Here is a 24,919-nt window from a genome sequence, read left to right as displayed (position 1 = left end):
TGAAATTAGCTATTAGAACGTGCTCGTAACTCCACTACATCTTCCTTAATTGTCATATCATAACCACCAAAAAAGTTTTGTCCTAGCAAACCCTTTTCTTTATCTGCTGGAGCAACAGCAACATTAAACTGGTTAATTGTTAAACCTCCAGCAGAAATAGAACTGACGATACCAACTCCTAGTTCTACATTTTTACCATCAGCTAAAGTAAAAGTTCTTTGCTCAAAAGGCAAAACTTTCAAAGCTGTTGCCATTTCTTGAGTAATTAAAGTAGAACTAGCACCAGTATCTAAGATCATTTCATAAGTTTGATTACCATTAAAAGTAACATCAATTACAGGAGTACCACCCCGACGACTTTTAATCGGAATTTCGTATATTCCTTCTGTGGTACTCGAAGTTGATACTTCTTCAGGTAACTCTTCTGGAAACAGACCACAAACTGATATTGTTAAATCTCTCCTATTTCCAAATTCATCAACCAGAAAACATCCTGGATATTCTTGGGCGATCGCAACTGCAGTATAACCAAGGCGGCAAAATCCTGTTATAGAAAGTAATGTTGTCAGCAATATTGATTGTATTTGCCCAAATCTTGTTTCGACCTGTTGCTTTTTTTCAGTATTTGATTTCATCTGCTTTACCGGACTTCTATTACTAGAGTTATGGAGTGAATAATTGTCGATCATAATTACTAAATTTTTTAAGAATTTTAACTATTTATTTACTGTAGTATTTAATGGCTTAAGTTAATTTTATCTTATTTGAATAGTGAGTGTAATCTGTACTTGTTACTACTACATTTGTTGTTAAGTTCATATATTCTCTATCAGATAATCTTGAAAGATATCGAGCCACTATAATTTTTAATTTAGCGGTGAGATTGGGTGTATAAACTGCGCGGGAAATCCACGCAGACACCCCCAGTGCGAATTTCAATCAGCCAATAATTGAGCGGTAGCGAATCAATCCAGTATCATAAATAGAGAGTTAATAGCGGTGGGGCACACCGCATGATCAAAAGCTTGTGAAGATGGTCTGGCGGAGGGTACAACTCAGTTTATTTGATTTGTTACCAAGCTTACGAATCTGTAAAACAAGAATCTCCCTTTATAATCTCTGATTTAAGGGTGAGAGTGTCAAAACCTAAGTAGATATTTTGAGGCTATCTTTAAATACTAATTAATTGAGAGGAATTAAAATGTCAATTTCAGCTCAACCTGCATTACTGGTACTAGCAGATGGAACTACTTACCAAGGCTTTTCCTTTGGTGCCCCTGGAACTACTATTGGAGAAGTAGTATTTAATACAGGAATGACTGGTTATCAGGAAGTTCTGACAGACCCTAGTTATTGTGGGCAAATTGTTACTTTCACTTACCCAGAGTTGGGAAATACAGGGGTAAATCCTGAAGATGAAGAGTCCAATGAGCCACAAATCAAGGGTGCGATCGCTCGTAATATTTGTCCACGTCCTAGTAACTGGCGCTCAACTCAATCTTTGTTAGAGTATCTTCAAGAACATAAAATTCCTGGAATTTATGGTATTGATACCCGTGCTTTGACCAAAAAAATTCGGACTTTAGGAGCAATGAATGGGGCAATTTCTACAGAAATTCTAGACCCAACTGAATTGCTACAAAAAGTTCAGTCTGCCCCTAGTATGGCAGGATTGAATTTAGTTCAGGGAGTAACAACTAAAGAAGTTTATCAATGGTCTGAACCCACTAATGCAGCTTGGGAGTTTAATCCTTCTGTTTCTGGTTACAGTGGAGAACAATATACAGTAGTGGCCATTGACTTTGGAGTGAAAAAAAATATCCTAAGACGTTTAGCTAGCTATGGTTGTAGAGTTGTAGTTGTTCCTGCTAATACGCCACCAGAAGAAATTCTCAAGTATAACCCTGATGGTATTTTCCTGTCCAACGGCCCAGGAGACCCCGCTGCTGTGACTGAAGGTATTGAGACTACTAAAGAGTTACTTAAATCATCTAAACCTGTTTTTGGTATTTGTATGGGACACCAAGTCCTCGGTCTTGCTTTAGGAGCCGACACTTTTAAATTAAAGTTTGGCCACCGTGGTCTCAATCAGCCAGCAGGTTTACAGCAAAAAGTGGAGATTACAAGTCAAAATCATGGATTTGCGATTCATCCAGATTCTTTAGCTACTGAGGTAGAAATTACACATCTTAACTTGAATGACCAAACTGTTGCCGGTTTACGACATAAATCTTTACCTTTGTTCTCAGTACAATACCACCCTGAAGCCAGCCCCGGTCCCCACGATGCTGATTACTTGTTTGAACGTTTTGTCCAGGTAATGCAAGATGAGCGGAAAGCTAAAGCCTCGAAATCAAAGTAGGATTTTGCCTGCAAATTTTGTGTATTCCTTACTTAAATTAGAGTTGTTGGGAATTAAGCTAAAAAAATGGCTAAAACCCTTATTGGTCAAAGTTTATAGCGTTTTTCAGCCCTAGAATCATGAACAGCTTATTCTATAAGGTTTTGAGCATTGTTCAATTGTTATTTCCCAACAACTCTATTGTACAATTTTTTTTTGCATCATTTGTCTTTCAAAATAAGTGATCTTTAGGAGTAGACAAATTTTACATAAAAAAGTATAATTGATATTCGACTTATGCAAAATCAAGCTAGGAGGGTGTTATTCCTGAGCCTAAGCCATTAGCCCTGACTGTTAGCCTGAGATGCACTCATGAAGAGAGGAATAACTATCAGCTATTCCGCCTAACAGGGTTACTAGATGCCTTTTCAGAAGGTACTTTTAACAAAACGCTGAAGACAAAAATCGATCAAGGGCCAAAAAACATTATTTTGGATTTGTCCAAAATAGACTTTGTTGATAGCTCTGGGTTAGGAGCACTCGTACAACTGGTAAAGCATACCAAACAATATGAAGAAGGTACGTTGCAAATAGTTTCCAATGCCCGTGTCAATCAAACTGTTAAATTGGTTCGTTTAGAGAAATTTTTGTCTTTACGCTCTTCATTAGATGAAGCTATAGAGAATGTCAAGATCTCTTGACAAGGCTAGGCAATGACCGACTGTTTAATATAGCTATAGATGCTATCTCCCGTCAAAAATCAAAGGGCGAGACGGGAGTTGGTCAAGCCTGATTGAGATGGAAAAAACTAGAAAGATTGTGAAAACAAAATTTGGCCTGTCTTGTTAAATAGAAATTAAAACTTAAGTTAAGCAAAAATTTTTCTACGGGGATATTAGAAGAAAGACAATTAATATTTTATCGAGTAGAAAAGCTGGTCTAACAAGGAGAATGATCGGTTTGCAACAATTAAACCTTGTGGCACTAACACCAACAGAAATTCAAAAAACTACACCCTCAGCTTGGGCATATCTGGGGGATGCTATTTATGAATTGTATGTTCGGAGCTACTACTTAATACCAGCTAAACGATCGCGGTCTTATCATCAACTGGTGGTAGCGCAAGTTAGAGCAGAGAGTCAAGCTCATCATTTACATAATTTAAAACCTCATCTTACTAGTTTAGAGTTAGATATTCTCAAGCGAGGACGCAACGCTGCTTTTGGGAAACCGAAAAGATTAGACCCAGAAGTTTATCAACAGGCTACCAGTTTAGAAGCTTTAATTGGTTACTTATATTTAACAGATCCTCAACGATTAAATCAATTACTAGGCTATATAAAATTAGATTAAAGAATAGAAAGAATTAAAAAGGTTAATTTAAAAGGGGTAAAAACAGAAACCCAAATCCTACCTAAATATACTCTTTCCCTACTCTTTTTCAAATTTTGGTAGTCCTGCAAGGCTTTGTTGCACTAATATCCTGAAACCCTTACAGGACAGCACTTTCTCATTTATCTGTTTTATTGGTAAACCCTTGTTTTATAATGCTTCTAGCACTTTCATGCAACAAAGCCGTCCTGCAACGGTAATGGTATTGATTGAACTTAGGACAAATTACCTAATGATGTCAGCTGTTATTACCTCAACTCCAATTAAAAGAAAGCGGTCAAGGGATGGCGTTTTGCTCCGCAACATGTAAAGCGGAGCGGATCACTCTTAGTCAAGAGCGGGTCTCCTCGACATATCCAATCGACCAAGAGAGAGGATGTATTTCGGTTTCTTTCTCACTTCCCGTCTTCTCATCTCTCCCACTCCCCTACTCCCTGCTCTTGCATGAGATTTGGTATAAGATATATTTTCTGTTCCCTATCCGGTTAATGTACAACAAATAGTGATTTTCGCTCGAAAACTTAAGTAATTTGTAAATACCATTACTTTTAAAATTAGCCTTTAGAGTAGTTTTTATAATATGTTCGGTAGAACACTTATAATTAGGCTCGTAGTTTTGCTTGAGCAATAATATAAGTATTGCAAGGGCTAGAGCAAAACTACAAACAAAAACTTTACTATAAGTAATTATCAGAAATTATAAGTAATTATCCGCAATTCGTAGCTCCCCCGGAGGGGGCACATAATATTACTCCCTACTCCCTGGTATCTACTTACAAATGTTAAATTAATTTTGCATAGGTATTTATATTACCTGGGGCCTTATGGCCTATGCCCCCTGTATTAAGAATAAAATTAGATTTGATATGAGCTATGCCTATAAAACCTTCAAAATTTAACTATCAAGACAAACCCCAAAAACAGAAATCAATTAAACTCAAAAGTAGGCAGTCAAGCAATGATAATTTAGAGGCCACAAGGGAAGATGACGATCTAATCTATGGACGACATACTGTACAAGCAGCCCTCAAAAGTGAGCGTTCCTTAAACCGCATCTGGGTTATTTCGCCACTAAGATACGATCCCAGGTTTCATACATTGCTCAATGAGGCTAAAACCAGAGGTACGATCATAGATGAAGTAGATGATAGACGCCTAGATCAAATTACCCATAGAAAAAATCATCAGGGTATTGCTGCTCAAATATCCCCTTACGAGTACAAAGAGCTTGACGAACTAATTTCTCAAGCTAAATCTAAAACCGAGCAACCTATATTGTTAGTAGCTGATGGTCTCAACGATCCCCATAATTTAGGAGCCATTATTCGGACGGCAGAAGCTTTGGGAATACAAGGTTTAATTATTCCACAAAGACGAGCAGTAGGAATAACCTCGACTGTAACAAAAGTTGCTGCAGGAGCTTTGGAAAATTTTCCGGTAGCCAGAGTTATTAATCTGAGTCGTGCTTTGGAAGAATTGAAAAAAGAGGGATTCTGGATATATGGTACTGTAGCTGACAATGGGGATCTTATTCATACTGTAAAGTTTACAGGAGCTATTGTTCTAGTGATTGGTAGTGAAGCAGAAGGTTTAAGCCTTCTGATCCAAAAAAATTGTGATGCCTTAGTATCTATACCAATGTCAGGAAATACACCTAGTCTCAATGTATCAGTAGCAACTGGTATAGCCCTTTATGAGATCTATAGACAACGCTGGTCAAAAAGTTTGCGTATGTAGTGAAAAATATAATTGAAAAAATAGAAGTTGCGTAGTATAACAAAAATAGAGAGGAGAAGTATAGCTTAACATGGGTTAAACAGTCTTCTATCAGCTACATGGCTCTGACCAGCGAAATAGATTTTGAAACTCCCGGTTCACTATAATGAACACTCTTTGTAATTTGTATAGTTTAGTTCTCGATTCAAATTTTTCCTGATAGTTTGTTTAGAATTTTTGCTCATAAAGTTACAAACATTGGCAGATGTGAGAATCAGTAACTTCAAAAGCAACTACTAATACAAAAATTATTAACATAGTATGAAAGAAACATTGGCAAACTTATTAAACTTTTCTGGTCTGGCTTGGTGGGTTAAAATTTTTACTACTAACCCTTGTTGCACTTATTATTTTGGACCTTTTTTTACATTTGAAGAAGCAAAAGCTGCTGAAGCTGGCTATATAGAAGATTTAAAAGACGAAAGTGCTCAGGGTATTCAGGTGTTTATTGAGCAGTCTAAACCTGTGGAGTTAACTATTTATGATGAATTAGAAAATAGTAGTAATGAAACAGTAATAAATCCTGCTTTTAGTCCCCAAACTTAATCCTTTTCAGGAAATTATAAAATTTGAAGATAAATGGTGTTGCTGAGTAATAGTATAACTTTGAAGTTAGTAGTCGATAAGAGTCAAAGATACTAAATAAACTACTATTTGCTTGATAGTAGATAGAAAAATAGTAAAGCTTATTAATTACTCTTGATTTACTTTAATTTCAGTCTTGATATCTGTTTTCAGCAATGCCAATAAATTATAATTAGGAAATTATCAACTTTTCTTAATTTTGACTTTTAATTGACTTTTACAAGAATTTCTAATACCAATTTCATAAAATATTGCTACAGTCTCGACACTGGTAACAGGTAACAGGGAAAAAACTGGATAAAAAAGAGGAAAAGATACTTGATTTTGACATTTGATGGATATATACAATTTTTAATTGTAGCAATAAATTATAAGTTAAGATGTAACTACCTTTTTTGAATTTGGTATAATATTTTTGATTATTTTTGCTGAAGCTGTATCCATTTTTTAATATCTGTTAGCACTTGCTGAGAAATTTCCCAAGGAAAAAGATGAGCGGTGTTAGGATAGCATTGCCAATGTGCATGATTGAGATGTAGAGCTGTTTCTTGACTGGACTCAGGAGTAATATGGCAATCGCTTGCCCCAGCTAATACTAAGCAAGGACATTGAATTTGTGGCAGAGCGCTCAATCTGTTATAGTCACTTCTTAAAGCTTGATTTAATGCTCTAGTGGCAAATTTAGAAGTTTGTAAATAGGCAGAAACAGCTTCTTTTGCTAAATATTTATAGCTGGCAGGAGTGTGTTGTTGAATGAGATATCTAAATAGCGATCGCTTGCCAAAAGTATCAATATTCCATTGCCATCCAGGCATCAACCAATTTATGATCCCTGCTAAACCAGTATAAAGATTATCCTGCCAAGTAATAGGTGGATGATTACCTCTAGGTCGTGCTGCGGTAGCTATTAAAATCAGACCTGCAACTTTCTCTGGGTTTTTTAGAGCTAACTCCATTGCTATAATTCCACCTAACGACCATCCTAATATAAAATATTTGGGGATTTGAAGTTGGTCTAGCAGTATTTCTAAATCTACTAAATGTTGAGTAATCTCAAAGTCTTTTTTCGTATAACTTTTGCCATAACCTCTTAAGTCAGGAGCAATAGTTTGAAAGTTTTGGCAGAGGGAGTTGGTAAAGACAGACATACATTGGCCTGAACCTGGATGTCCGTGGAGGCAAAGAATGGGAAAACCTTCTCCTTTGAGTTGAAAATGTAGTGGTAATGATGAGACCATGATTATTTTTTCTGTAAAATTTTCTTTATATACCTTACCTTGCTTTCAAGTCTAGTTAATATACTTACAGCAGATTGCAGGTAGATGAGGTACAAATATAAATGGTAAAGTCTTTGTAGTGCGGGCATCTTGCCCGCGACTGGTGTACCTCACTAATATGAAATATGCTGTAAATTACATCCTCAGGACTTACGCAGAGACTCTACATATAGCGAGGGTGAATATCATTCGCCCCTACAAATGGTGGTTTAAAAGTCAATTTGCGTAAGTCCTGATCCTAATAACGATAATTCAGATAAAAAATTTACTAAACCCTTTTTATTTTTATCTTTTGGGTTTAATACCCCGCCGCCACTCGCGGTGTTTACAATTAGTTTGGGTTGGAGTCCCCATCAACTTTTTCCATCTTCCATCTTCCTTCTTCCTTGTTCAATCCTAAGTATTAATTTCTGTTATGGAGTCAAACCAAAATCAACTTACAGAAAAGCAAAAGATGCTAAACGGGCAATATTATAATGCCTTTGATAAAGACTTACTAAAAGATAGACAAAGAGCTAAAAGTTTATGTCAAAAATTGAATAATATTCCAGATGGCAGTCAAGAAGAAAGGGTCAAAATTATCAGAGATTTATTCCAAACCGATCAAGATTGTTGGATAGAATCTCCTTTTAAATGTGACTACGGGTATAATATCCAAATTGGAGATAATTTTTATGCCAACTTTGGTTGTGTTATTCTTGACTGCAATATTGTGAAAATTGGTAGTAATGTAAAGTTAAGTCCTAATGTACAAATTTATACTGCTACTCATCCAATAAATGTGACAGAAAGAATTGCAGGTAAAGAAATGGCTTATCCTATTGAAATAGGGGATAATGTTTGGATCGGAGGGGGTTGTATCATTCTTCCTGGTTTAAAGGTTGGAAAAAATACAGTTATTGGGGCAGGAAGCGTGGTAACGAAAGATATTCCTGAAAATGTTGTTGCAGTGGGGAACCCCTGTCGCGTAATTAAAGAAATTGAATGAATAACAAAGAGTTTTGAAGTATACATAGTATTTATCGTGATTAACTCTATTTTGAAAACTGGCGTTGCATAAATACGGGATGATTTTAATAGTTTTGTGGAATGGGCATCTTGCCCGTTCCTGATATTTTCACCGCAGGCATGATACCCACCCCACTTATATTCATCCCACCCCTCAGCAATGCCTGAAAAATTAATGAATTACTCCATCTATCATAATATAGAATCCATTTGGTATCTTTGCACGCAGTATGTGCTTTTAGCTGCTGGAGTCAGGAAGACCGAGTCATATCATGTCCGCTGGTATCATTTATGTAAACCCAAGCGTGAATATTTACAGAAAATTTCAGTTTTTTCAGACTTTTAAGTCTTCTGTTCTAGATAAATAAGGCCTTTTTCCATCTTTCTTCTTCCCTTTTCCTTCTTCCTTACCTTTACAATACGGATGCTACCGGAGTTGATCTCATAACTCCGGAGATTCAGAAATACAATAGGGGAAAAAGGTAGAAAAATGAATGGGTAATCTTGGTCGCGTAATGGTTACAAGAACAATAGATGTCTGGCATGGGAGCAAGATGCTCCCACTGTTCTTGTAACAAAAATAATGACAATGTACAACCAATGAAAATGCACCACCACCGAAAAATTATCCCTACTCACTATCTCCCCTACTCCCCTACTCCTTATTTTTAACTATCAGGACTTACGCAAGGACACTATATATAGTGTTAAGCCTCAAGATTTTCTCTTAATTGGCGCTCCTGACTAATTTCCTATTGGCGATCGCCTGAAAAGAAAATTATCATAACTTATGCCAAGACACTAGAGTTGTCGCTAAATAAAGGAAAAAAATCACTCTAACCTCGACAGAGCAATAATTCCCTGCATTTTTACCATCCAATAGCTACAATCCTTACATAACAAGGTTTTTGGGATTTTTTTAAGTTATAAAGCCACAAGTCTACTACATATAGTTTATTGTTAAATATGTAGATGTTACTAATTGTCAATAATTTTTGCCAAAATACTCTAATTATTATAGAATTATATTATTGTTAATTTGACCTAACAATATAAATTTTAACTAGATTGATTACTGTCAATATTTACTAAGTTCTCATAGAAATTATACTATAACTAATAAGCGCAAATCACCTAGAAAACATTAGAAAGCATTGAGCTATGGCATCGTGGCAACTTCTACCAACTCTAAAACCGTAAGAGTTAGCTTCAAATTGGCTTTCCCACTCTTGCGCCTCATCAGTTAACCCCTAGCTATTACAGCAAGGCATTTGCTTGTGACTCAATCTTTGCCATCTATTACCTAAACCTGTGGTAGAGTTTTCGTCTTAGCTGACTACTTAATCAATCGACCTTGACTAAGAGTAATAAATGGGTTACTTCGTTCCAAATAGCCATTGGTTTGTTCCTTGAGGATGACACTCTCCGCCTATATTCGGGAAATACATATCAGATTGAGGTCTGACCTCTGTGATTCCCTTAGTTTCTGCCCTTTTGGGACTCCCAGTGTATCAACCTGTTTCACTGGTTTTCTCTAAGAGTTCTACTGCTTCCCTGGAAGTAGAATTTTCTGTAGTAGATACCAACAACTGTAGCAAAGCATTAATCGCCTTCTTATTGCCAGGGTCAATTTTCCCTAAGAGTTTTGCTGCTTCCCTACGAGCATGATGATTAGAAGTAGACTCCAACAATTACAGCAAAACATTAATTACTTTCTCATTGCCCATGCTAATTTTCCCTAAACTTTCTGCTGCTTCCCTACGAATATTAGGATCAGAAGTAGACCCGAGCAATTGCACCAAAGCATTAGTTGCTTTACTCAAGTATTTAAAAGAATAGCTGCTGAACAAATACAAAATTTACAAACTAAATTTGTACAACAAATCAGTCAAATCATAGCTTCCCCTAAAAATAATGTGGCAAAAACCCTCAATAATTTAATTAAAAATGTACATAAATTATCATTTGTAAATAGCATGACTTTATATCTGCTAGATAAAACAGATGATCCAATTATTTGGAGGTATTCATCACAGACAATTTATCATGAAAAAGACAAAAGAAAATTAGAACGTTTATTTGTGGCCAAAGAATACGAAAAAGCTATTCCATCAGCTTTTCAAGGAAAACCAGAACTGTTAAAAGTAATCAATGACCGCACAGAATTCCAATGGTAATATATTGTTAAAAATGAAAATAACCAACCTATAGCTGTTTTAAGAGTAAATGGGAATCCTTATGAAAACTTCAGATAATATAAGTTAGGTATTTGAAAGATATAGTAGTTTATTCTTAAGTATCACCTCTATGAGAACTCTGATAGTCTAAGAGCATTTTTACTTTTACCTGTTATACCAAGCGTGATCAATATTTGCTACAAATAAATAGGTTATTTCTTAGGAGTCAGGAGTTAGGAGTTAGAATAAATAGCTTTGATACCATTTATTAGGTCGGAATTTATCTTTTTAGTCCAATGGATATCTCCTATAAAGTCTTTTAATTGCCCAAATTAATTCGTAATATTCTTTTTCCAAATTGGTATTATCTTCTCTCAAAATTAAAGATATATATAAATACAGCAGATTCCATGTAAATGTGGCAAAGTAGTTTAGAGTCCAAATAATGAAAGTAATTTTTAACAAAATACTCAGGATTGGAAAAACTATATTCTTTCTTTCCTACTACCTACTACCGACTCCCTGCTCCCTACCGTACTTCATAAACCACCAAATACTCTGTAAATGTAGAGGTGTAATATGCAACGACCAATAGGTATAGATTTATTTGCAGGTGCAGGAGGTATGACTCTGGGCTTTGAACAAGCAGGATTTGATATACTTGTTTCTGTAGAATTAGACCCCATTCACTGTGTCACTCATCAATTCAATTTTCCTTTTTGGCCAATATTATGTCGTAGCATAGTTGATATTACTGGAGATGACATTAGACAGTTATCAGATATTAAAAATAAAGAAATTGATGTAATTTTTGGTGGTCCTCCTTGCCAAGGTTTTTCTCTGATGGGAAAACGTACCTTAGAGGACCCACGCAATACACTTATATATCATTTTGTTCGATTAGTTTTAGAGTTAAAACCTAAATATTTTGTCATAGAAAATGTCAAAGGATTAACAGTAGGAAAGCACAAATTTTTTCTTGAGGAAGTTATCGATAAATTCGATAAAAATTGCTATCAAATTCAGCAACCTTACCAAGTATTAAATGCTGTTAATTATGGTGTGCCACAGCATAGAGAAAGATTATTTTTAATCGGATGTCAAAAAGGTTTAATACTACCAAATTATCCTATAGGTAAAACATCAGAAAACTTGATAACTGTTAAGGAGGCAATAGGAGACTTACCAGAAGTAGAAAATTATCCAGAATTATTAAAAAGAGATTGGATAAAAGTAGAAAATGATTATGGTAAACCAAGCAAGTATGCTAGAAAATTGCGTAATATTGAACGTTTTAATCATGACTATTCTTATAAACGTGAATACGATAGAACAATATTAACCTCTAGTTTACGCACAAGACATACAGAAAAATCAAGAGAAAGATTTAATGCTACAGCACCAGGAAAAATTGAATCAGTAAGCCACTTTTATAGACTTAATCCTGATGGTATTTGTAACACACTCAGAGCTGGAACACCAAGCAGTAAAGGGGCATATACTTCTCCAAGACCAATACACCCATTTACACCCAGATGTATCACAGTTAGGGAAGCAGCAAGATTACATTCATATCCTGATTGGTTTAGATTTCATGTAACAAAATGGCATGGTTTTAGACAAGTTGGAAATTCAGTGCCACCCCTATTAGCAAAGGCAGTAGCTCAAGAAATTATTCATGTTTTAAATATTAAACCACTTCAACCTAGAGGAAAAAAAATCAAGTTAGAAAAATGGGAAAATTTAGAGTTTAATATGTCTATGGCCGCTAAAAAATATCAGGTAGATCGACATACTATTGCGCCAAGAAGTAGAAAAAAAATAATTAGTTGATATTATATTAATTAAATTAACAAATAAACTCAGAATTTATTGATTTTCATATTCCGGCAGTCTTGTAACCGTAATGGTATTGATTAAACTTGGGACAAATTACCTAATGATTTTAGCTGCGATCGACTCAGCTCCAATTAAAAAAAAGCGGTCGATCTTCGGAGCTTCCCGTAGGGTGGGATGGCGAGGAGACCTGCGCCATATCCAATCTACCAAGAGAGAGGATATATTTCGGTTTCTTTCCTGCTCACAGTTTTTTCCACTCCAGGTATCACTCCCCTACTCTCTGCTCCCTTTTCACTCAAATTTATTGTCCTAACCAAAGAAGGTAATTTTTAAGTATTTTTTGCACAGTTGTGTAATTAACTTCTATCACTACAAATTAATTAATATGTGTTTGTTGTGCTACGCACTGCATATTTTTACCCTATTTCCTATCTTTATGCAACAAAGCCTTATTTAATTATTAATTCTTCGGTAATCACTGATACTAATTTATTTAACTATACTAAAATTATTGATGTATTTGTAAATCATCTATACTGTTTTCTCGATCATCTTTTGAAATATTAGAGTTTTTTCTCCATTGTGACTTTACCCCATCAATTTTTTCCTTAGCTTCTGCTGTCACTTCTTGAATTTTGGTAGAAAAATCATTTGAAATTTGCTTACTTTTTCTGGACTTTTTTTCTGTAGACTTACTTTGAAATTCTTCTACTTTTTGTTTAGCTTGCTCTGTAACTACTTGTGCTTTTTCTTGAGCTTGCTCTTTAACAACTTTAGCAGTTTCTTGAAAACCTACAAGTAATTTTTTTGCTTCACGTTTTGCTACATTAATATGTTCTCTAGTTTTCACTAAATCTTCTTGTAAAAAATCTTGAACCAGACCTATTTTTTGAGTAACTCCTTCAGTATAACAGTGAGGATTTTCTATAGAACTATTGACTACTATTACCCGTTTATTACCAGCACTGGAAACTGCTTCTGGTGGTAATAAATAAATACTATTTAAAACACCTCGCCACCCATTAGATTTAAACAAATAATTAACTACTGCACCTGTTTTAATGTTGAGAAGGTATTCTACAATTAACCCTACCTTCTCTCCTGTATTAGTCCATACTTCATTTCCAATGATATTTACAGTATTATTGAATTTATCTAAACTCTCTTGTTCTGAGTCTCCATTAACTAGAGTAGCATCAGTGCCAATAGTCTCAATTTGTTTCCAAGCAAAAACTTTTTTCTGTTTACCAAAAATACCAGACTTACATATAAAACCTATGACTTGATGAGATTGAGTATTCAGGCACAATTGTTCTATTCTACCCTGGTCTTCAACTGTTTTTTTGTCAAGGACCAACCTCTTCAACAGTTGACTATGTTTCATTACTTCTGGTATTTTATTCATAAATTTTACTCCTAAAACATAATTTTGATAAATTTATTGAACAATTTAAGAAGGAAGTTAAGGAATAAATGTAACCCCTCAATAAATGGGAGTAGACTAGCAGTTAGGGAAGGATTTTACGCTATTTAAGGCTTGTTTATGAAGGATTTACCCCGGATAATTGAGCTGTTACAAGTAAAAAATAAATGATATTATTTGTGGTCAAAAATATAAATTAATTACTATAGTAATCTTATTTGAGTTATGAGATATCCTAGACTTTTAAGGCACAGGAAATAGGGAATGTGAAACACCGAAGCAATAAAATTATCATTAATAATTTATAATTGCTATATATTAATAGTGTCATACCATATTATTTTTAATAACATAGAGTTATGTCATTTGAATAAACATTTGTTGCAAATCTCCCTTACCTTTTCTTACTTTTTCCTTCTATAACTAGAACTAATATTAAGTAAAACAAATTTAGTATTATTCAAAGAGAATTACTTATACTTTTGATGAAAATTATATTCAACATTTAAAGTATTTTTGTACCTATTACGATCAAACAAAAGCAAGGTTACCGAATTTTATTGTCTAATAACTAGTCAATAAAACTCAATCACCAAACTTAATCTGAATTTATTACTAAAATCAATCATAAATTAGGTAAAATTATCTAGAAAAATTAATCACAAAAATAAGATTATTTATTAATCAAACTATTCATCTTTTTTATCCCCAAAGATTTTTTTTTGTTTACATTAGAGAGATAAATATAGTTTGTCTAAATCATTTAGTTGACGATAATTTTCCCTTTGTTTAATACTAGATACTTCTAATTGTTTGTCAATAGATATATCAATTTTTGCTTTGGATCCAGTAAAATTCACGATCAATAAACTTACTATAATAACCTTCAGAATCGATTGATCGTTAACCTATATAACACACTGATAAATCAATTAATAATTTCCCAATTATAATGATTATGTCTTAATTAAATATGATAACGACAAACTATGGAACTATAAAGAACTACATTATTATTTGAAATAATGCCCAATTTTAATTATATGTATATTTCCCAAAGTCCAAAATCAGCCTAGCATATACTGAAGTGGATGTAGCAGTGTTAGCCTAATCACTTTTGCTATTGGAAATTTTAGTAGTGGTCTGTCAAGATAGTTTTGAGGGGTAACATTACCCAAAAAACATTACCTAAAAATCACATTGACAAAAATCTATACATGATTTCAAAGTTGACAGACCAGTAGAACATCTTAAACAATTTTTGATAATTACAATTTTAAGTTACTTAGCTTCATGTCTTCCTAACCAGAGGAAGACCTTGAGCTGAGGATTTTAATGACCCTAAAATCTAAAAAGTGAGCTAAGAAATTTGAAATAGGAATGAAACTAAATCTCCTTTGCCCAAAGATATTCGATCTCCTGGCCTCAATTTATGTCGATTTCCTCTTGTCAAAGAAGTATTATTGACATAAGTACCATTAGAACTACCTATATCTTCAATATAATAACTATCTCCCTCTATTCTAATATCAGCATGACTACGAGAAACCACCTCAGAGTCAGGAAATCCCGAAATATCAATATCTGGTGGTACTCGGTCGTTAGGCTTACCTATGTGAATTACAGATAAATTAACTGGTAATTCAATATCTGTATCTGTTCTAATATGAATTAACTTGGCAGACTGTTTTTGTAACTGAGTCTTGGCCGGAATTGGTGTTTTTCCAGTAGGAGATGGAGAAGTTACTACAGGGTTACTAATAGGATTAATAGTTTGTGTTTGTGGGGGTTCCTCAGTAGGAACTGGAGTATTAATGTTGCTAGATTTTTCTAAGTTTGGTGTAGCAGACACTACTATAGGTTCTAAAGTCACTAATGGATCTGGTGGATGTAAGTCAGGTATATCTTCTGAAGGCATACCTGCATTCGTACCAGATACTGGTGATACTATAGTTGGCATTACTGCTGGATCAGTTTGAGATAAAACTTGACCTTCCTCCATACCAGTACTAGCTTTCAAATCAAAGCCACATTGACCACAAAAGGCAGCATCAACTTGAACTGTTGCCCCACAGTTAGGACAATTCGTAGTTACAGGTAAGGGAGTGTAGCAAGCTTCACATTGTGTTGCTCCATCAGGATTCTGATGATTGCAATTCGGACAGACAATCATTGATCTACTCCTCGTTATCGGCCAGACGATCGAAACACCGACATAAGAATCATAATTCTATTTAACTTTCAGATTCTATAGTAATCCTAATTCTATTGTATTGTATAGCTAATTTGGGTGTTGGTGAAGAGCATGTATAATATTAATCTTAATTACTTAGGAGTCAGGAGGACCTCATCAGGAGTCAGGAGGGAAGAAAGAAGTAAAAGCCGAAGTTGGAAGGACCGAAGGAGTGAAAAATCTTACTTTGTCTGACTTTTAAACTTTTAATTTGTCCGCGCCCTTTCCTTCGACTGCTATACAAGTATTAAGCTTTAGATAGTTAGGTTTGTAGTAGAAATATATGAAGTATTCTATTACTTTCCTTGCCTCAACCTAACACTTAACCAATGAAGGATTGAAATTTTAGGATAGGTATGAATTTATATCATGTCCGGATAATTAGTTATAAAAAAACTTTCTCCTTCAACTCCAGTTCTTCCTCTTCCTTCTCCTTTCTTCTCTCCTGACTCCTCCGTAGTTATTTATTTATCACTGTTCAACCGGACATGATATTACTTTTCACTGCTTAAACATTAACACCAGTTAGTAACCAATGTAGTTCCCCTTTTGGTTGAATCAGGCGACTAGGATATTTCATTTCATCCCCATTTTCTGCAAATACTCGATCCAATGCAACTTGTTTATCTGCACCAGCAACTAGAAATATTACACAACGAGCTTGATTAATTAGTGGAACTGTAAAAGTTAATCGCGGTTGGCCATCTTTATTCCCTACAGTAATGAGGCGATCGCTAATTTGCAAAGCATCTGTATGGGGAAATAAGGAAGCTGTATGGGCATCACCACCCATTCCCAGTAAAATCAAATCAAAACTAGGAAACTCCCCTGGCGAAACCTGAAAAAATTCTCGCAAATGAGCATCATGGCTTGAGGCATCAGTTTCAGGGTCTCCAGCTCCTGTAGGCATAGGATGAATATTTGTCGGTGGTATGGGCACTCGGTCTAACCAAGCTTGCCTAGCCATTTTTTGGTTACTATCTTGGTGGTCAGGAGCTACATAGCGTTCATCCCCCCAGAAGACATGAATTTTATCCCAAGGTAGATTTTGAGTTGCTATGGACTCATAAAGGGGTTTTGGAGTATTACCACCTGCTAAAGCTATAGTACATTGGCCTCGCTGTGAAATGGCCTCTTGCATTTTAGCCAAGCAAATTTCTAAGGCTTGCTCGATTAACTCTTCTTTACTTTGTAGTAATTTAACCTGTTTGTTCATTTGAGCTGATTTGTGTTGTGCTAGAATATGCTTACCCAGAAATATAAAAATTTTTTGATGAATCTGGGCATCAAATTCATGCTACAGCGATTTTGATTTAGAAGTCAGTTTATCTCGTTACCTCAAATAATATTAGTATTTGCTCAAGGTATTTATAATGGGAAAATTTAGGTGGTAGGCAGTTTAGTAATTAACAGTTGAAAAAAAGTTCTTGAGCTATAAATCATAGTATGTGTGTTTATTGTTGCTCATCTGATGCAACTTTTTCAGATTTTGAGTTCGATTACTAAACAATGAAACAAAAGTTATTATTTGCTACAAATATTATGCTGGCCTAAAAAATTTCCTAATATAGCAATGAGCGCTGGTATATTTACAAATTGCAGGAGATGTCCAATAGCTAAAATCTTATATTATAGGTAATTTATTCCCCCAGATGAGCTGTTGCCTGTTGCCAGATGAGCTGTTGCCTGCGCACAGCGCTATATCTGAAAAAATTTTAGTGTATGTCTCAAAAAATAAAATTTTCTAGTTATAACGAGAAAGCAGATTAATGTTAGAGAAAAAACAATTAATAAAAAAACAAAACCTATGTCTAATCCCAAAAAATTACCCAATTCCATACGCTACTTCCGAGGCAGATTTCGTCATCTGACAAAACCTTTAGTTTGGGGGCCAATTGCTGTAGCTTCTTTAGTGCTATTATTTGCTTGGGAATTAACAGTCTATCCAGAACGGTTAACTCTTGAAGATGATGATTCAGTAACAAGCGGAAATATTATAATTGACAATTTATCTCCTGAAGAAATTTCTATTATTAGTGATATTGACAGTTCTTCAGTTTTAATAGAAGATGTAAAAATTTATGAAAATCTTCAATTTAATTCCTTAGTAATTCCTGAGAAAATTTTACTAAACAGGTTAAAAGGAGAAAGCAAAAATGAATCGACTCCACCAAAAAACTCTACAAAACTTCAAGAAAATTTAACGAACCTTCAACCTCAAACAACAACCAATAATCTTCCTCCTCAAAATAAATTAGACAACTCTCAATTATTAACATCTCCTCTGTTACGTAGTCTCAATATATTAGACGAAAGCGATCGGGAAGAAAAAAAGGAAAAACCTGCAAATGCCTTACAGAATGCTTTGGATGATTACCAGCGCTCTAAAAATCAATCCCAAGCACCCTCAAATTCTCAGTCTCAAACAAATAATTTTAACCTTTATCCTACTGAGATAAAACCTAGAGATATTAGACCTTCTCCTTTTCCTGGAATTTCAACATCCAACAGTTATCAATCTCCACAAAACAATAATTTGAATTCACCTTTACCACCGATAAATATTAATCAATCAAAACCTTATTATACAGATAGATCGGGAACGGCAAATCAAAACAATAACCCCAGCAATTCACCAGGATCTAACTATTCTCTTCAAGGGCAACCTGCTAATCCAAATTTACCGCCATTACCAACAGTACCTAATGGTTTAGCTAATAATCAAAATGGAGTAAATGGGGTTAACAACGGAAGAGTTTCTAACTATTATAATAATCAAGGATATCCGCAAAATCAGCAACAGCAATATAACTATGGAGTTAATCCTAATCAGGTAAATCAAAACTTACCATCAAATCCTTCTAATAACCCTTTTTCCAGACGTAATAATAGTTTTAATCGTGGATATGGCGAACGTTGGAATAATCCTTTTAACAATAATTAAAATGGTTACAGCGGTTTTGATTTGGGTAGACCACAGTAGGGATGTTCCATGGAACTACAAGGTTTGATGTGTGAATATGTAGTTCATCGGAGGAGTCAGTCCTCAGGAGAGAAGAAAGAAGAAGGAAGAGGAAGAACAGGAGAAGAAGGAGAAAGTTTTTTTATCACTAATTATCCGGACATGATATAATTTGAGATAATTACAATCATCAAGTTTGAGGATTTTAATAATTATTATTGCTACCCTTATATTTGGTTTTGAATAGGTGGTGGGTTGTAGATGAGAAAATTTGACCTAATACCAAATTGATAAATCTTTGCTACAAATATCTAGGGTATTTTTTAGGAGTCAGGAGTCAGTCATTAGGAGTCATATGGGAATGGCTTTAATACCATTTTTTAGGGCGTAAATCATCTTTTTTGTCAAAGGGACATCTCCTGTAAAGTCTTTTTATTCCTCTTACTATTCGTAATATTCTTTTTTCAAATTGGTATAACACCATTTCTCAAAAATTTTGCTACATCTCCTTGGGAGTAGGGAGTAGGAAGTAGGGTAAAAAGGTATAATGTATTTTGGATTAATGCCGATAATCCTGACAAACATTACTGAATTATTATTATTACTTCATAACTGAAGTCGCATTGGAAGTATAGTATGAATGTATGGGAATTGGTATAATACCTTCCTTGATATAAAGTAAGCATTCAGCTATTAGCATTCAGCATTTCCTGTGGAATGCTGCGCAAACATACAGCGGATTCCACCAAGCGTGAGGTACACCTCTCGCGGGCAAGATGCCCGCACTTGCATTCATTTAATTATTAATATCTGTACTTCATATACTTGAAATATGCTGTAATACCAATTTGAAAAAAGAATATTACGAATAATAGGGGCAATTAAAATATTTTATAGGAGATGTCTCTTGGACTAAAAAGATAAATTCAGACCTAAAAACTGGTATTAAAGCCATTCCCATATGACTCCTGAGGACTGACTCCTGAGGACTGACTCCTAAAAAATATCCTAGCTATTTGTAGCAAAAATTTATCAAATTGTTATAACTTTGAATTCTCCTTAATCAGACAATAAACTAATAGCTGATAGCTGATAGCTGATAGCTGACTGCTTACTTAATTTGAGTAAATTTCATCAACTCATTTTGAATACATGATGTTGGCAATAAAACTATTCTCTTACTTGTTAATACAGTGCAATTTTTAATAGTAACCGATAAAGCAGGAATCATATTTTGCTCTAGTTGATAAATAATTGTCTCTGCTAAATCATACTGACGAATTAATTCTTTATCAGCTACATATCTAGGATTATAAGCTGTTTTATCGAGCAACCAAAAATCTATCCCATACTTCTGAATAAAGTTATTAACCTCTTCTGGATTAGAAGTATATTGAGCCTGAATTATATCCTTTGCTCTTTGACTAAACTGAGTGTAATATTCTGTATGGTAAGGCAAACTATATTCCTGGGCGACTAAAGTAGAACGTTGGGCAAAAGTAGGAATATTATCTGATTCTTTAGATATAGACGCAATTAATATATCTTTCGGTTGTGCTAGTAAATATTCATATAATTCTATTTCTTTGCCTTTAACGTAGAATTGGTTATCTATAGTTAGATCTTGAGAAAAAGGAATAATACTTAATATCGCTAATAATAAAATTGTGCAACTGAGATATATTTGTTGTGGAAAAGTTAAGCCATTTTCTAGCTGAGAAATAACTTGATTAAAATAACTATCCAACCATATTGTTAAAGCAATACTAGCAGCTATTGGTATCATTACTCGCATACTATGATAAACATATCTGTTGGGAAAATGAAGCTGAAACAAAAAAGCATGAGCTAGGAAAAATAACCCGATAGATGCTAGTACAATTTGAACTAATATTTCTACTTTCAAAGAAACCTGTTTTGCCAGAGGAAATTTTTGACTTTTTCCAAGTACAAAAGGTAAGAAGAATGAGGCGATCGCTAGAGGAGGTAAAAATCCTAAAAATAATATGCCACTCCTCGGTCCTATTAACCAAAAAATCAAAGGATTTTCGTGAAAAAAGAATGCTCTGCCATAGTTACCATCCACAGAATTAAAAATTGGCTGTAATTTAGCTTCTGCAGCAGTAATAATTGACCCGAATTCCGTAGCAGAAAATTTGTATGGTAGAAGTATAATTGCAGCAGTTATTATTGCTCCTAACCAAAGGTAATAATTTAATCGGACTGAAGTAAATTTTAACCGTTTTTTATTGTAGGAAAATAGTCTAATAGTTAAGATAGTTACTGATAGTAAAACAGTGTGAGGATAAAAAAAAGCTTGGAGAGCGATCGCTACTAATACAGGAAAGAAAGAATTTCGGAGTAAGTAATATAAGAATGCTAAAAAAAGTGGATAAAAAAATGCTCTGGGAGTAGCAGAAACCAAGTCATCTTCCATCCATAAAGTTTGATTTAAAATGAATGAACTAAAAAATCCGACAGCGGGAATTGGCAGAATTTGTAAACTTATTCCAAAACAGTAAATTGTCGAAATTAATCCGAGAAATATTGGTAATAATTTACCTAAAAAAATGGGGTCGATACCTAAATATGTGATGAGCAAATAAAAAGTTTTATATCCCCAGGGAGCTACTGATTGAAAATAGTCAGCGATGAAATCTTGAGGAAATAATTCCGAATCTAAAAAACGACGCATCCAAAATATATGTTGTCGAGCATCATCTTGGATAAAATATTCATTTTGGAAGGATACTTTTAGAGATTCAAAACCATAAATTAAGACAATAGCTAAACTTAAACCAAACCAGAATATCCAGCTTCGATTTATCAAATTTTGATGTAAGAGCGATAAAAATCTACTAATTTTTAGTTTGGATATTAAAGGATTTGACATATTTGATTATAGGTAAGCATTCAGCTATCAGCATTCAGCTATCAGCTATTGCTTTTACTTTTAGGTAAAAGCTTTACTAATTGAGTCAGAATTAAATCTTACTATAAAAGCTGGCTTTAAAGTTTATATTCATTAAAACCCCCTTATGAGAGCTGACAGCTAACAGCTAATAGCTATTTGCGCAGCATTCATTCCGCAGGGAATACTTACGATTATAGACTAGGGATTTTATAGGACATGATATGATTGCCGATTGTTGTTTAGCGTTAATAGTTTCTTCTAAAAATTAGAAAATTGTAAATTTTGAATAAAAAGTATTGCTATAATTAGGGTTAAGCTTTATTTTTTTTGCTAAAATAACTAAAGTTTAATTACTTATTACAACTAAGGTTTAAATTTAGATGAGTTCTAACAACGAAAGTTCTCGAACATAAATAATTGTTGCTACTATTGGTGGAACTGTAGCAATAATAGCTGCATTAATAGCAGCAATTGGTCAATACTGTAGTCAATCAAATGCCACCAAAGAGATAAAATTGCTTCAGGAATTAGGGAATAAAGGAATAGAATGTACAAGCAATGATCAACTTTGTAAACCTCGTCGCGAAGAACAAATAAAAGTAAAGGAAGATGGAATATTATACGCTGAATATATCGTCCCTCCTGGTCATTGTAGTACGGTTATAATCTATTTCTATGTTGATAACAAACTTAAAGGACGTGAAGAATATCAGATAGATAATTATAAATCTGTAAAAAAGGATCTAGGTTTTATTACAAAAGGAACCCATACTTTAGCATTAGAAGCAAAAGGAGTAACAGGTGGTTGTAATAAAGGAAAATTAAATTCTTGGGGAGGGGAAGTGAATCTTCACATATTACCAGACCCACCTATATTTTGCAGGTCTTAGCAAAAAGCTACAATATTTCAGATTACCTATTTCATATAAATAATAGCCTTCAGAGCAGAGTCTTTCGGTGCTACTTCTATCAATAAATGACATGAAAAAAAGTCGTACCCAAGAATAATAAGATAGGTAAATGTTACTTGAATTACTCTTAATCTTCAATTACTCAAGATTTGCAGACCCTAGTTTTGAACTATCAAAATAATTGGGTCTAAAACCCTGCCTTTTAATCAGTTATTAGTTAAATCTTTTGTCTTTTTTCTGGTTTGACCAAAATAATAAAAATAAAGTAATAATTGAACTTCTAAGTTCTGACTTCAGACTTAAGAAATTCCTGTTACAAAAACAACTTCTGACTTCTGACTTCTGACTTCTAAATTCCTTAACGTGAAGCTCTTGCTATAAGTAACATTGCCACTCCAATACCCATAAAATTGGGTAACCATCCAGCCAAAAAAGGAGTCAAAACCTCTTTTTGCCCCATTGCCCCTGTAATAAAAGAAAGTAAATAATAAGCAAAAATAATTATCACACTAATACCAAAGCTAGTCCCTCTATTGGCATTTCTCTGAGGTCTAATTCCTAAAGCTGCCCCTACTAAACCCAGAACCAAACAAACAAAAGGTACAGCAAACTTTTGTTGAATTCTGACTTGAGTTTTAACAATTTTCCGATGATTTCCACTCAGTCGCATTAACTCCAAATATTCATAAGATTGAGGAATATTCATCTGTTGATAAGTACGTCTTTTATCCGCTAAATCTAAAGGTGCCGTAGAAAGTTTTAATTCTTGATGGTCAAACTTAACAATATTACGGTAAGAACCATCTGGAGATACAATATAAATAGTCCCATTAAACAAGTCCCAAATATTTTCTGCTGAATTCCAAGTTGCTGACTCAGAAGACACAATTTGGTCAACTCCATATTGGGAACGATCTACAATAGTTACGCCCCTCATATATTTACCATCAAACTTTTCGGCATAGAATAAACGAGTCAAGGTATCTTTCTTACTTCCGTCTGGTCGCTCAACTTTGCCAAATTCTGGATAGAAAATATGTTCTTCCCGAAAAGGAGGATCGTCTCGGTCTAAAGTTCTCTCTAAAGTCAGAGATGCTTGATAATTAGCATTGGGTACAATTACTTCATTAAGGGCAAAAGTTAAACCAGTTACGGTCAGACCTAATATTACCGCAGGTATAAGCATTCGATAGACGCTAATGCCACAGCTACGCAGAGCAACTATCTCACTATTACTAGACATCTGACTGTAAACCATCAGAGTCGATAGTACCATTGCCATAGGGAATGCCCAACCAATAAACTCTGGCACTTTTAAGAAAAATACTTGAAGGGCAATAGAAATAGGTAGTCCAGATTCTGTTACTTTTCGGACTAATTCAAACATTGCCCCCGCTGTCACCCCGATAGATGAAAATAATCCTACACCAAAGAGAAATGGCCCTATTAATTCTATAATGATGTAGCGGTCCATGACTGAAATTTTGGGTTCCAGTCTTTGTAGGAAGAATAAAGATTTTGAGATACTGCGCTCCATATACTTCAGATTTAAGGTCAAGTCTACAACTACGCGGAAGTCAAAATTCAAAATTCAAAAGTCAAAAGTCTTAATTTGTAATTGTTTTTGGATTTTTTAACCAGTTATTTCCGCTATCCTGCACTAGGTTGACTTTTTAATTCTGCCCTGATCGATAGAGATGTTTTAGGGTATTATTTAAGGTTAGCTTAATCTGAATAAAAGTGCTGAAGCTGAGAAATTGCCAAGAGGATATTGATTCTATTTAATCCCACATTCCGCACTTCAATTTGTAACATGAAAATTAGTATAAAATCCCTAGCTTGCTTAAGTATTTATACTATATAAATTATCTTCATTTACCTTGATCGGGAGTCAAATTCTCAGTTAAATATTAAGCATAAATACTTACTGAATCCTTTACTCCTATTGACCACTATAATTTTCTTCTTATTTCTTACTTCTTACTTTTGACTTTTGACTTAATTTTGTGGTGCGGAATGTGGGTTTAATTGTAGATGGGGATGAGCAACACTTACCAAGGGAGCAAGATGTTCCCACTGCT

The 24,919-nt window shown here is 34.3% G+C and carries 21 protein-coding genes and 1 pseudogene; 11 read left to right on the top strand and 11 right to left on the bottom strand.

Annotation, left to right across the window (positions count from 1 at the left end):
* Nucleotides 1-5: 5 nt before the first annotated feature.
* On the bottom strand, nt 6-635 hold the full coding sequence (locus F6K18_RS21905) for a retropepsin-like aspartic protease (RefSeq protein WP_287524012.1): 630 nt from the start codon (nt 633-635) through the stop codon (nt 6-8).
* A 566-nt stretch (nt 636-1,201) separates the two neighbouring features.
* Here F6K18_RS21905 and carA point away from each other — a divergent pair.
* The 5 genes from carA (at nt 1,202) to F6K18_RS21880 (ending at nt 6,055) form a co-directional block, all read left to right on the top strand.
* The gene (gene carA / locus F6K18_RS21900) at nt 1,202-2,362 is read left to right on the top strand and encodes a glutamine-hydrolyzing carbamoyl-phosphate synthase small subunit (protein WP_287524009.1); all 1,161 of its coding nucleotides are present in this window, start codon (nt 1,202-1,204) and stop codon (nt 2,360-2,362) included.
* A 302-nt stretch (nt 2,363-2,664) separates the two neighbouring features.
* Nucleotides 2,665-3,042, top strand: coding sequence for an STAS domain-containing protein (locus F6K18_RS21895; RefSeq protein ID WP_124142647.1), 378 nt, complete (start codon nt 2,665-2,667; stop codon nt 3,040-3,042).
* Nucleotides 3,043-3,292: 250 nt separating this feature from the next.
* Complete coding sequence (locus tag F6K18_RS21890) at nt 3,293-3,694, top strand: Mini-ribonuclease 3 (protein ID WP_287524006.1); 402 nt, start codon at nt 3,293-3,295, stop codon at nt 3,692-3,694.
* A gap of 912 nt (nt 3,695-4,606) precedes the next feature.
* On the top strand, nt 4,607-5,470 hold the full coding sequence (gene rlmB, locus F6K18_RS21885) for a 23S rRNA (guanosine(2251)-2'-O)-methyltransferase RlmB (protein WP_287524003.1): 864 nt from the start codon (nt 4,607-4,609) through the stop codon (nt 5,468-5,470).
* Nucleotides 5,471-5,770: 300 nt separating this feature from the next.
* Nucleotides 5,771-6,055: a DUF1816 domain-containing protein gene (locus F6K18_RS21880; RefSeq protein WP_124142644.1), complete on the top strand. Its 285-nt coding sequence runs from the start codon at nt 5,771-5,773 to the stop codon at nt 6,053-6,055.
* A gap of 458 nt (nt 6,056-6,513) precedes the next feature.
* Here F6K18_RS21880 and F6K18_RS21875 read toward each other — a convergent pair whose 3' ends face one another.
* Nucleotides 6,514-7,332, bottom strand: a complete 819-nt coding sequence (locus F6K18_RS21875; RefSeq protein WP_287524000.1) for an alpha/beta hydrolase — start codon at nt 7,330-7,332, stop codon at nt 6,514-6,516.
* Nucleotides 7,333-7,786: 454 nt separating this feature from the next.
* Between F6K18_RS21875 and F6K18_RS21870 the strand changes: the two genes are divergently transcribed.
* Nucleotides 7,787-8,359 (top strand): sugar O-acetyltransferase, encoded by a 573-nt coding sequence (locus tag F6K18_RS21870; RefSeq protein ID WP_287523997.1) that lies wholly within the window; start codon nt 7,787-7,789, stop codon nt 8,357-8,359.
* Between the two features lie 1,165 nt (nt 8,360-9,524).
* On the opposite strand, the pseudogene F6K18_RS37345 reads toward F6K18_RS21870, so the two are convergent.
* From F6K18_RS37345 to F6K18_RS36770, 3 genes and pseudogenes are all read right to left on the bottom strand, one after another.
* Nucleotides 9,525-9,608 (bottom strand): annotated as a pseudogene (locus tag F6K18_RS37345) (reverse transcriptase); the annotation flags it as partial.
* Nucleotides 9,609-9,890: 282 nt separating this feature from the next.
* Nucleotides 9,891-10,070: a hypothetical protein gene (locus F6K18_RS21865; protein WP_287523995.1), complete on the bottom strand. Its 180-nt coding sequence runs from the start codon at nt 10,068-10,070 to the stop codon at nt 9,891-9,893.
* Nucleotides 10,071-10,178 (bottom strand): HEAT repeat domain-containing protein, encoded by a 108-nt coding sequence (locus F6K18_RS36770; RefSeq protein ID WP_353735137.1) that lies wholly within the window; start codon nt 10,176-10,178, stop codon nt 10,071-10,073.
* On the opposite strand from F6K18_RS36770, the gene F6K18_RS21860 reads away from it, so the two are divergent.
* Entirely contained in the window at nt 10,173-10,556 is a 384-nt protein-coding gene (locus F6K18_RS21860; protein WP_287523993.1) for a hypothetical protein, read from the top strand. The genes F6K18_RS36770 and F6K18_RS21860 overlap by 6 nt on opposite strands.
* Nucleotides 10,557-11,135: 579 nt before the next feature.
* Nucleotides 11,136-12,389 carry a DNA cytosine methyltransferase gene (locus F6K18_RS21855; RefSeq protein WP_287523991.1) on the top strand — a complete coding sequence of 418 codons (1,254 nt, stop codon included), beginning with the start codon at nt 11,136-11,138 and terminating at the stop codon, nt 12,387-12,389.
* Between the two features lie 514 nt (nt 12,390-12,903).
* Here F6K18_RS21855 and F6K18_RS21850 read toward each other — a convergent pair.
* The 4 genes from F6K18_RS21850 to pgl all read right to left on the bottom strand — a co-directional run bounded on the left by F6K18_RS21850 (nt 12,904) and on the right by pgl (nt 17,267).
* Nucleotides 12,904-13,800, bottom strand: a complete 897-nt coding sequence (locus F6K18_RS21850; RefSeq protein WP_287523989.1) for a PRC-barrel domain-containing protein — start codon at nt 13,798-13,800, stop codon at nt 12,904-12,906.
* Between the two features lie 749 nt (nt 13,801-14,549).
* A complete protein-coding gene (locus tag F6K18_RS21845) occupies nt 14,550-14,678 on the bottom strand; it encodes a hypothetical protein (RefSeq protein ID WP_275670248.1) in 129 nt (42 codons plus the stop codon).
* A gap of 500 nt (nt 14,679-15,178) precedes the next feature.
* Entirely contained in the window at nt 15,179-15,991 is an 813-nt protein-coding gene (locus tag F6K18_RS21840) for an FHA domain-containing protein (RefSeq protein ID WP_287523986.1), read from the bottom strand.
* 568 nt (nt 15,992-16,559) lie between these two features.
* A complete protein-coding gene (pgl, locus tag F6K18_RS21835) occupies nt 16,560-17,267 on the bottom strand; it encodes a 6-phosphogluconolactonase (RefSeq protein WP_287523983.1) in 708 nt (235 codons plus the stop codon).
* Nucleotides 17,268-17,858: 591 nt separating this feature from the next.
* On the opposite strand from pgl, the gene F6K18_RS21830 reads away from it, so the two are divergent.
* Both F6K18_RS21830 and F6K18_RS21825 read left to right on the top strand, forming a co-directional pair.
* Nucleotides 17,859-18,995: a hypothetical protein gene (locus F6K18_RS21830; RefSeq protein ID WP_287523981.1), complete on the top strand. Its 1,137-nt coding sequence runs from the start codon at nt 17,859-17,861 to the stop codon at nt 18,993-18,995.
* Nucleotides 18,996-19,043: 48 nt separating this feature from the next.
* Nucleotides 19,044-19,184 (top strand): hypothetical protein, encoded by a 141-nt coding sequence (locus F6K18_RS21825; RefSeq protein ID WP_287523978.1) that lies wholly within the window; start codon nt 19,044-19,046, stop codon nt 19,182-19,184.
* 940 nt (nt 19,185-20,124) lie between these two features.
* On the opposite strand, the gene F6K18_RS21820 is transcribed toward F6K18_RS21825, so the two are convergent.
* On the bottom strand, nt 20,125-21,906 hold the full coding sequence (locus F6K18_RS21820) for a hypothetical protein (protein ID WP_287523976.1): 1,782 nt from the start codon (nt 21,904-21,906) through the stop codon (nt 20,125-20,127).
* Nucleotides 21,907-22,442: 536 nt separating this feature from the next.
* On the opposite strand from F6K18_RS21820, the gene F6K18_RS21815 reads away from it, so the two are divergent.
* Nucleotides 22,443-22,817, top strand: a complete 375-nt coding sequence (locus F6K18_RS21815; RefSeq protein ID WP_287523975.1) for a hypothetical protein — start codon at nt 22,443-22,445, stop codon at nt 22,815-22,817.
* A 379-nt stretch (nt 22,818-23,196) separates the two neighbouring features.
* Here F6K18_RS21815 and F6K18_RS21810 read toward each other — a convergent pair whose 3' ends face one another.
* Nucleotides 23,197-24,375: an LptF/LptG family permease gene (locus tag F6K18_RS21810; RefSeq protein WP_287523974.1), complete on the bottom strand. Its 1,179-nt coding sequence runs from the start codon at nt 24,373-24,375 to the stop codon at nt 23,197-23,199.
* Nucleotides 24,376-24,919: the final 544 nt, after the last annotated feature.

Source organism: Okeania sp. SIO2C2 (genome assembly GCF_010692625.1).
Classification (GTDB): Bacteria; Cyanobacteriota; Cyanobacteriia; order Cyanobacteriales; family Microcoleaceae; genus Okeania; species Okeania hirsuta.
Note: the sequence above shows the minus strand (reverse complement) of the source record. Positions and strands in the feature narration are given on the sequence as shown.

Excerpts from the sequence above, each read along its gene's own strand:
- F6K18_RS21855 (WP_287523991.1), top strand. The coding sequence starts at position 11,136 with ATGCAACGACCAATAGGTATAGATTTATTTGCAGGTGCAGGAGGTATG.
- F6K18_RS21880 (WP_124142644.1), top strand. The coding sequence starts at position 5,771 with ATGAAAGAAACATTGGCAAACTTATTAAACTTTTCTGGTCTGGCTTGG.
- F6K18_RS21905 (WP_287524012.1), bottom strand. The coding sequence starts at position 635 with ATGAAATCAAATACTGAAAAAAAGCAACAGGTCGAAACAAGATTTGGG.
- F6K18_RS21810 (WP_287523974.1), bottom strand. The coding sequence starts at position 24,375 with ATGGAGCGCAGTATCTCAAAATCTTTATTCTTCCTACAAAGACTGGAA.
- rlmB (WP_287524003.1), top strand. The coding sequence starts at position 4,607 with ATGCCTATAAAACCTTCAAAATTTAACTATCAAGACAAACCCCAAAAA.
- F6K18_RS21890 (WP_287524006.1), top strand. The coding sequence starts at position 3,293 with ATGATCGGTTTGCAACAATTAAACCTTGTGGCACTAACACCAACAGAA.
- F6K18_RS21850 (WP_287523989.1), bottom strand. The coding sequence starts at position 13,800 with ATGAATAAAATACCAGAAGTAATGAAACATAGTCAACTGTTGAAGAGG.
- F6K18_RS21875 (WP_287524000.1), bottom strand. The coding sequence starts at position 7,332 with ATGGTCTCATCATTACCACTACATTTTCAACTCAAAGGAGAAGGTTTT.
- F6K18_RS21830 (WP_287523981.1), top strand. The coding sequence starts at position 17,859 with ATGTCTAATCCCAAAAAATTACCCAATTCCATACGCTACTTCCGAGGC.
- F6K18_RS21820 (WP_287523976.1), bottom strand. The coding sequence starts at position 21,906 with ATGTCAAATCCTTTAATATCCAAACTAAAAATTAGTAGATTTTTATCG.
- F6K18_RS21870 (WP_287523997.1), top strand. The coding sequence starts at position 7,787 with ATGGAGTCAAACCAAAATCAACTTACAGAAAAGCAAAAGATGCTAAAC.
- F6K18_RS21825 (WP_287523978.1), top strand. The coding sequence starts at position 19,044 with ATGGAACTACAAGGTTTGATGTGTGAATATGTAGTTCATCGGAGGAGT.
- carA (WP_287524009.1), top strand. The coding sequence starts at position 1,202 with ATGTCAATTTCAGCTCAACCTGCATTACTGGTACTAGCAGATGGAACT.
- F6K18_RS21840 (WP_287523986.1), bottom strand. The coding sequence starts at position 15,991 with ATGATTGTCTGTCCGAATTGCAATCATCAGAATCCTGATGGAGCAACA.
- pgl (WP_287523983.1), bottom strand. The coding sequence starts at position 17,267 with ATGAACAAACAGGTTAAATTACTACAAAGTAAAGAAGAGTTAATCGAG.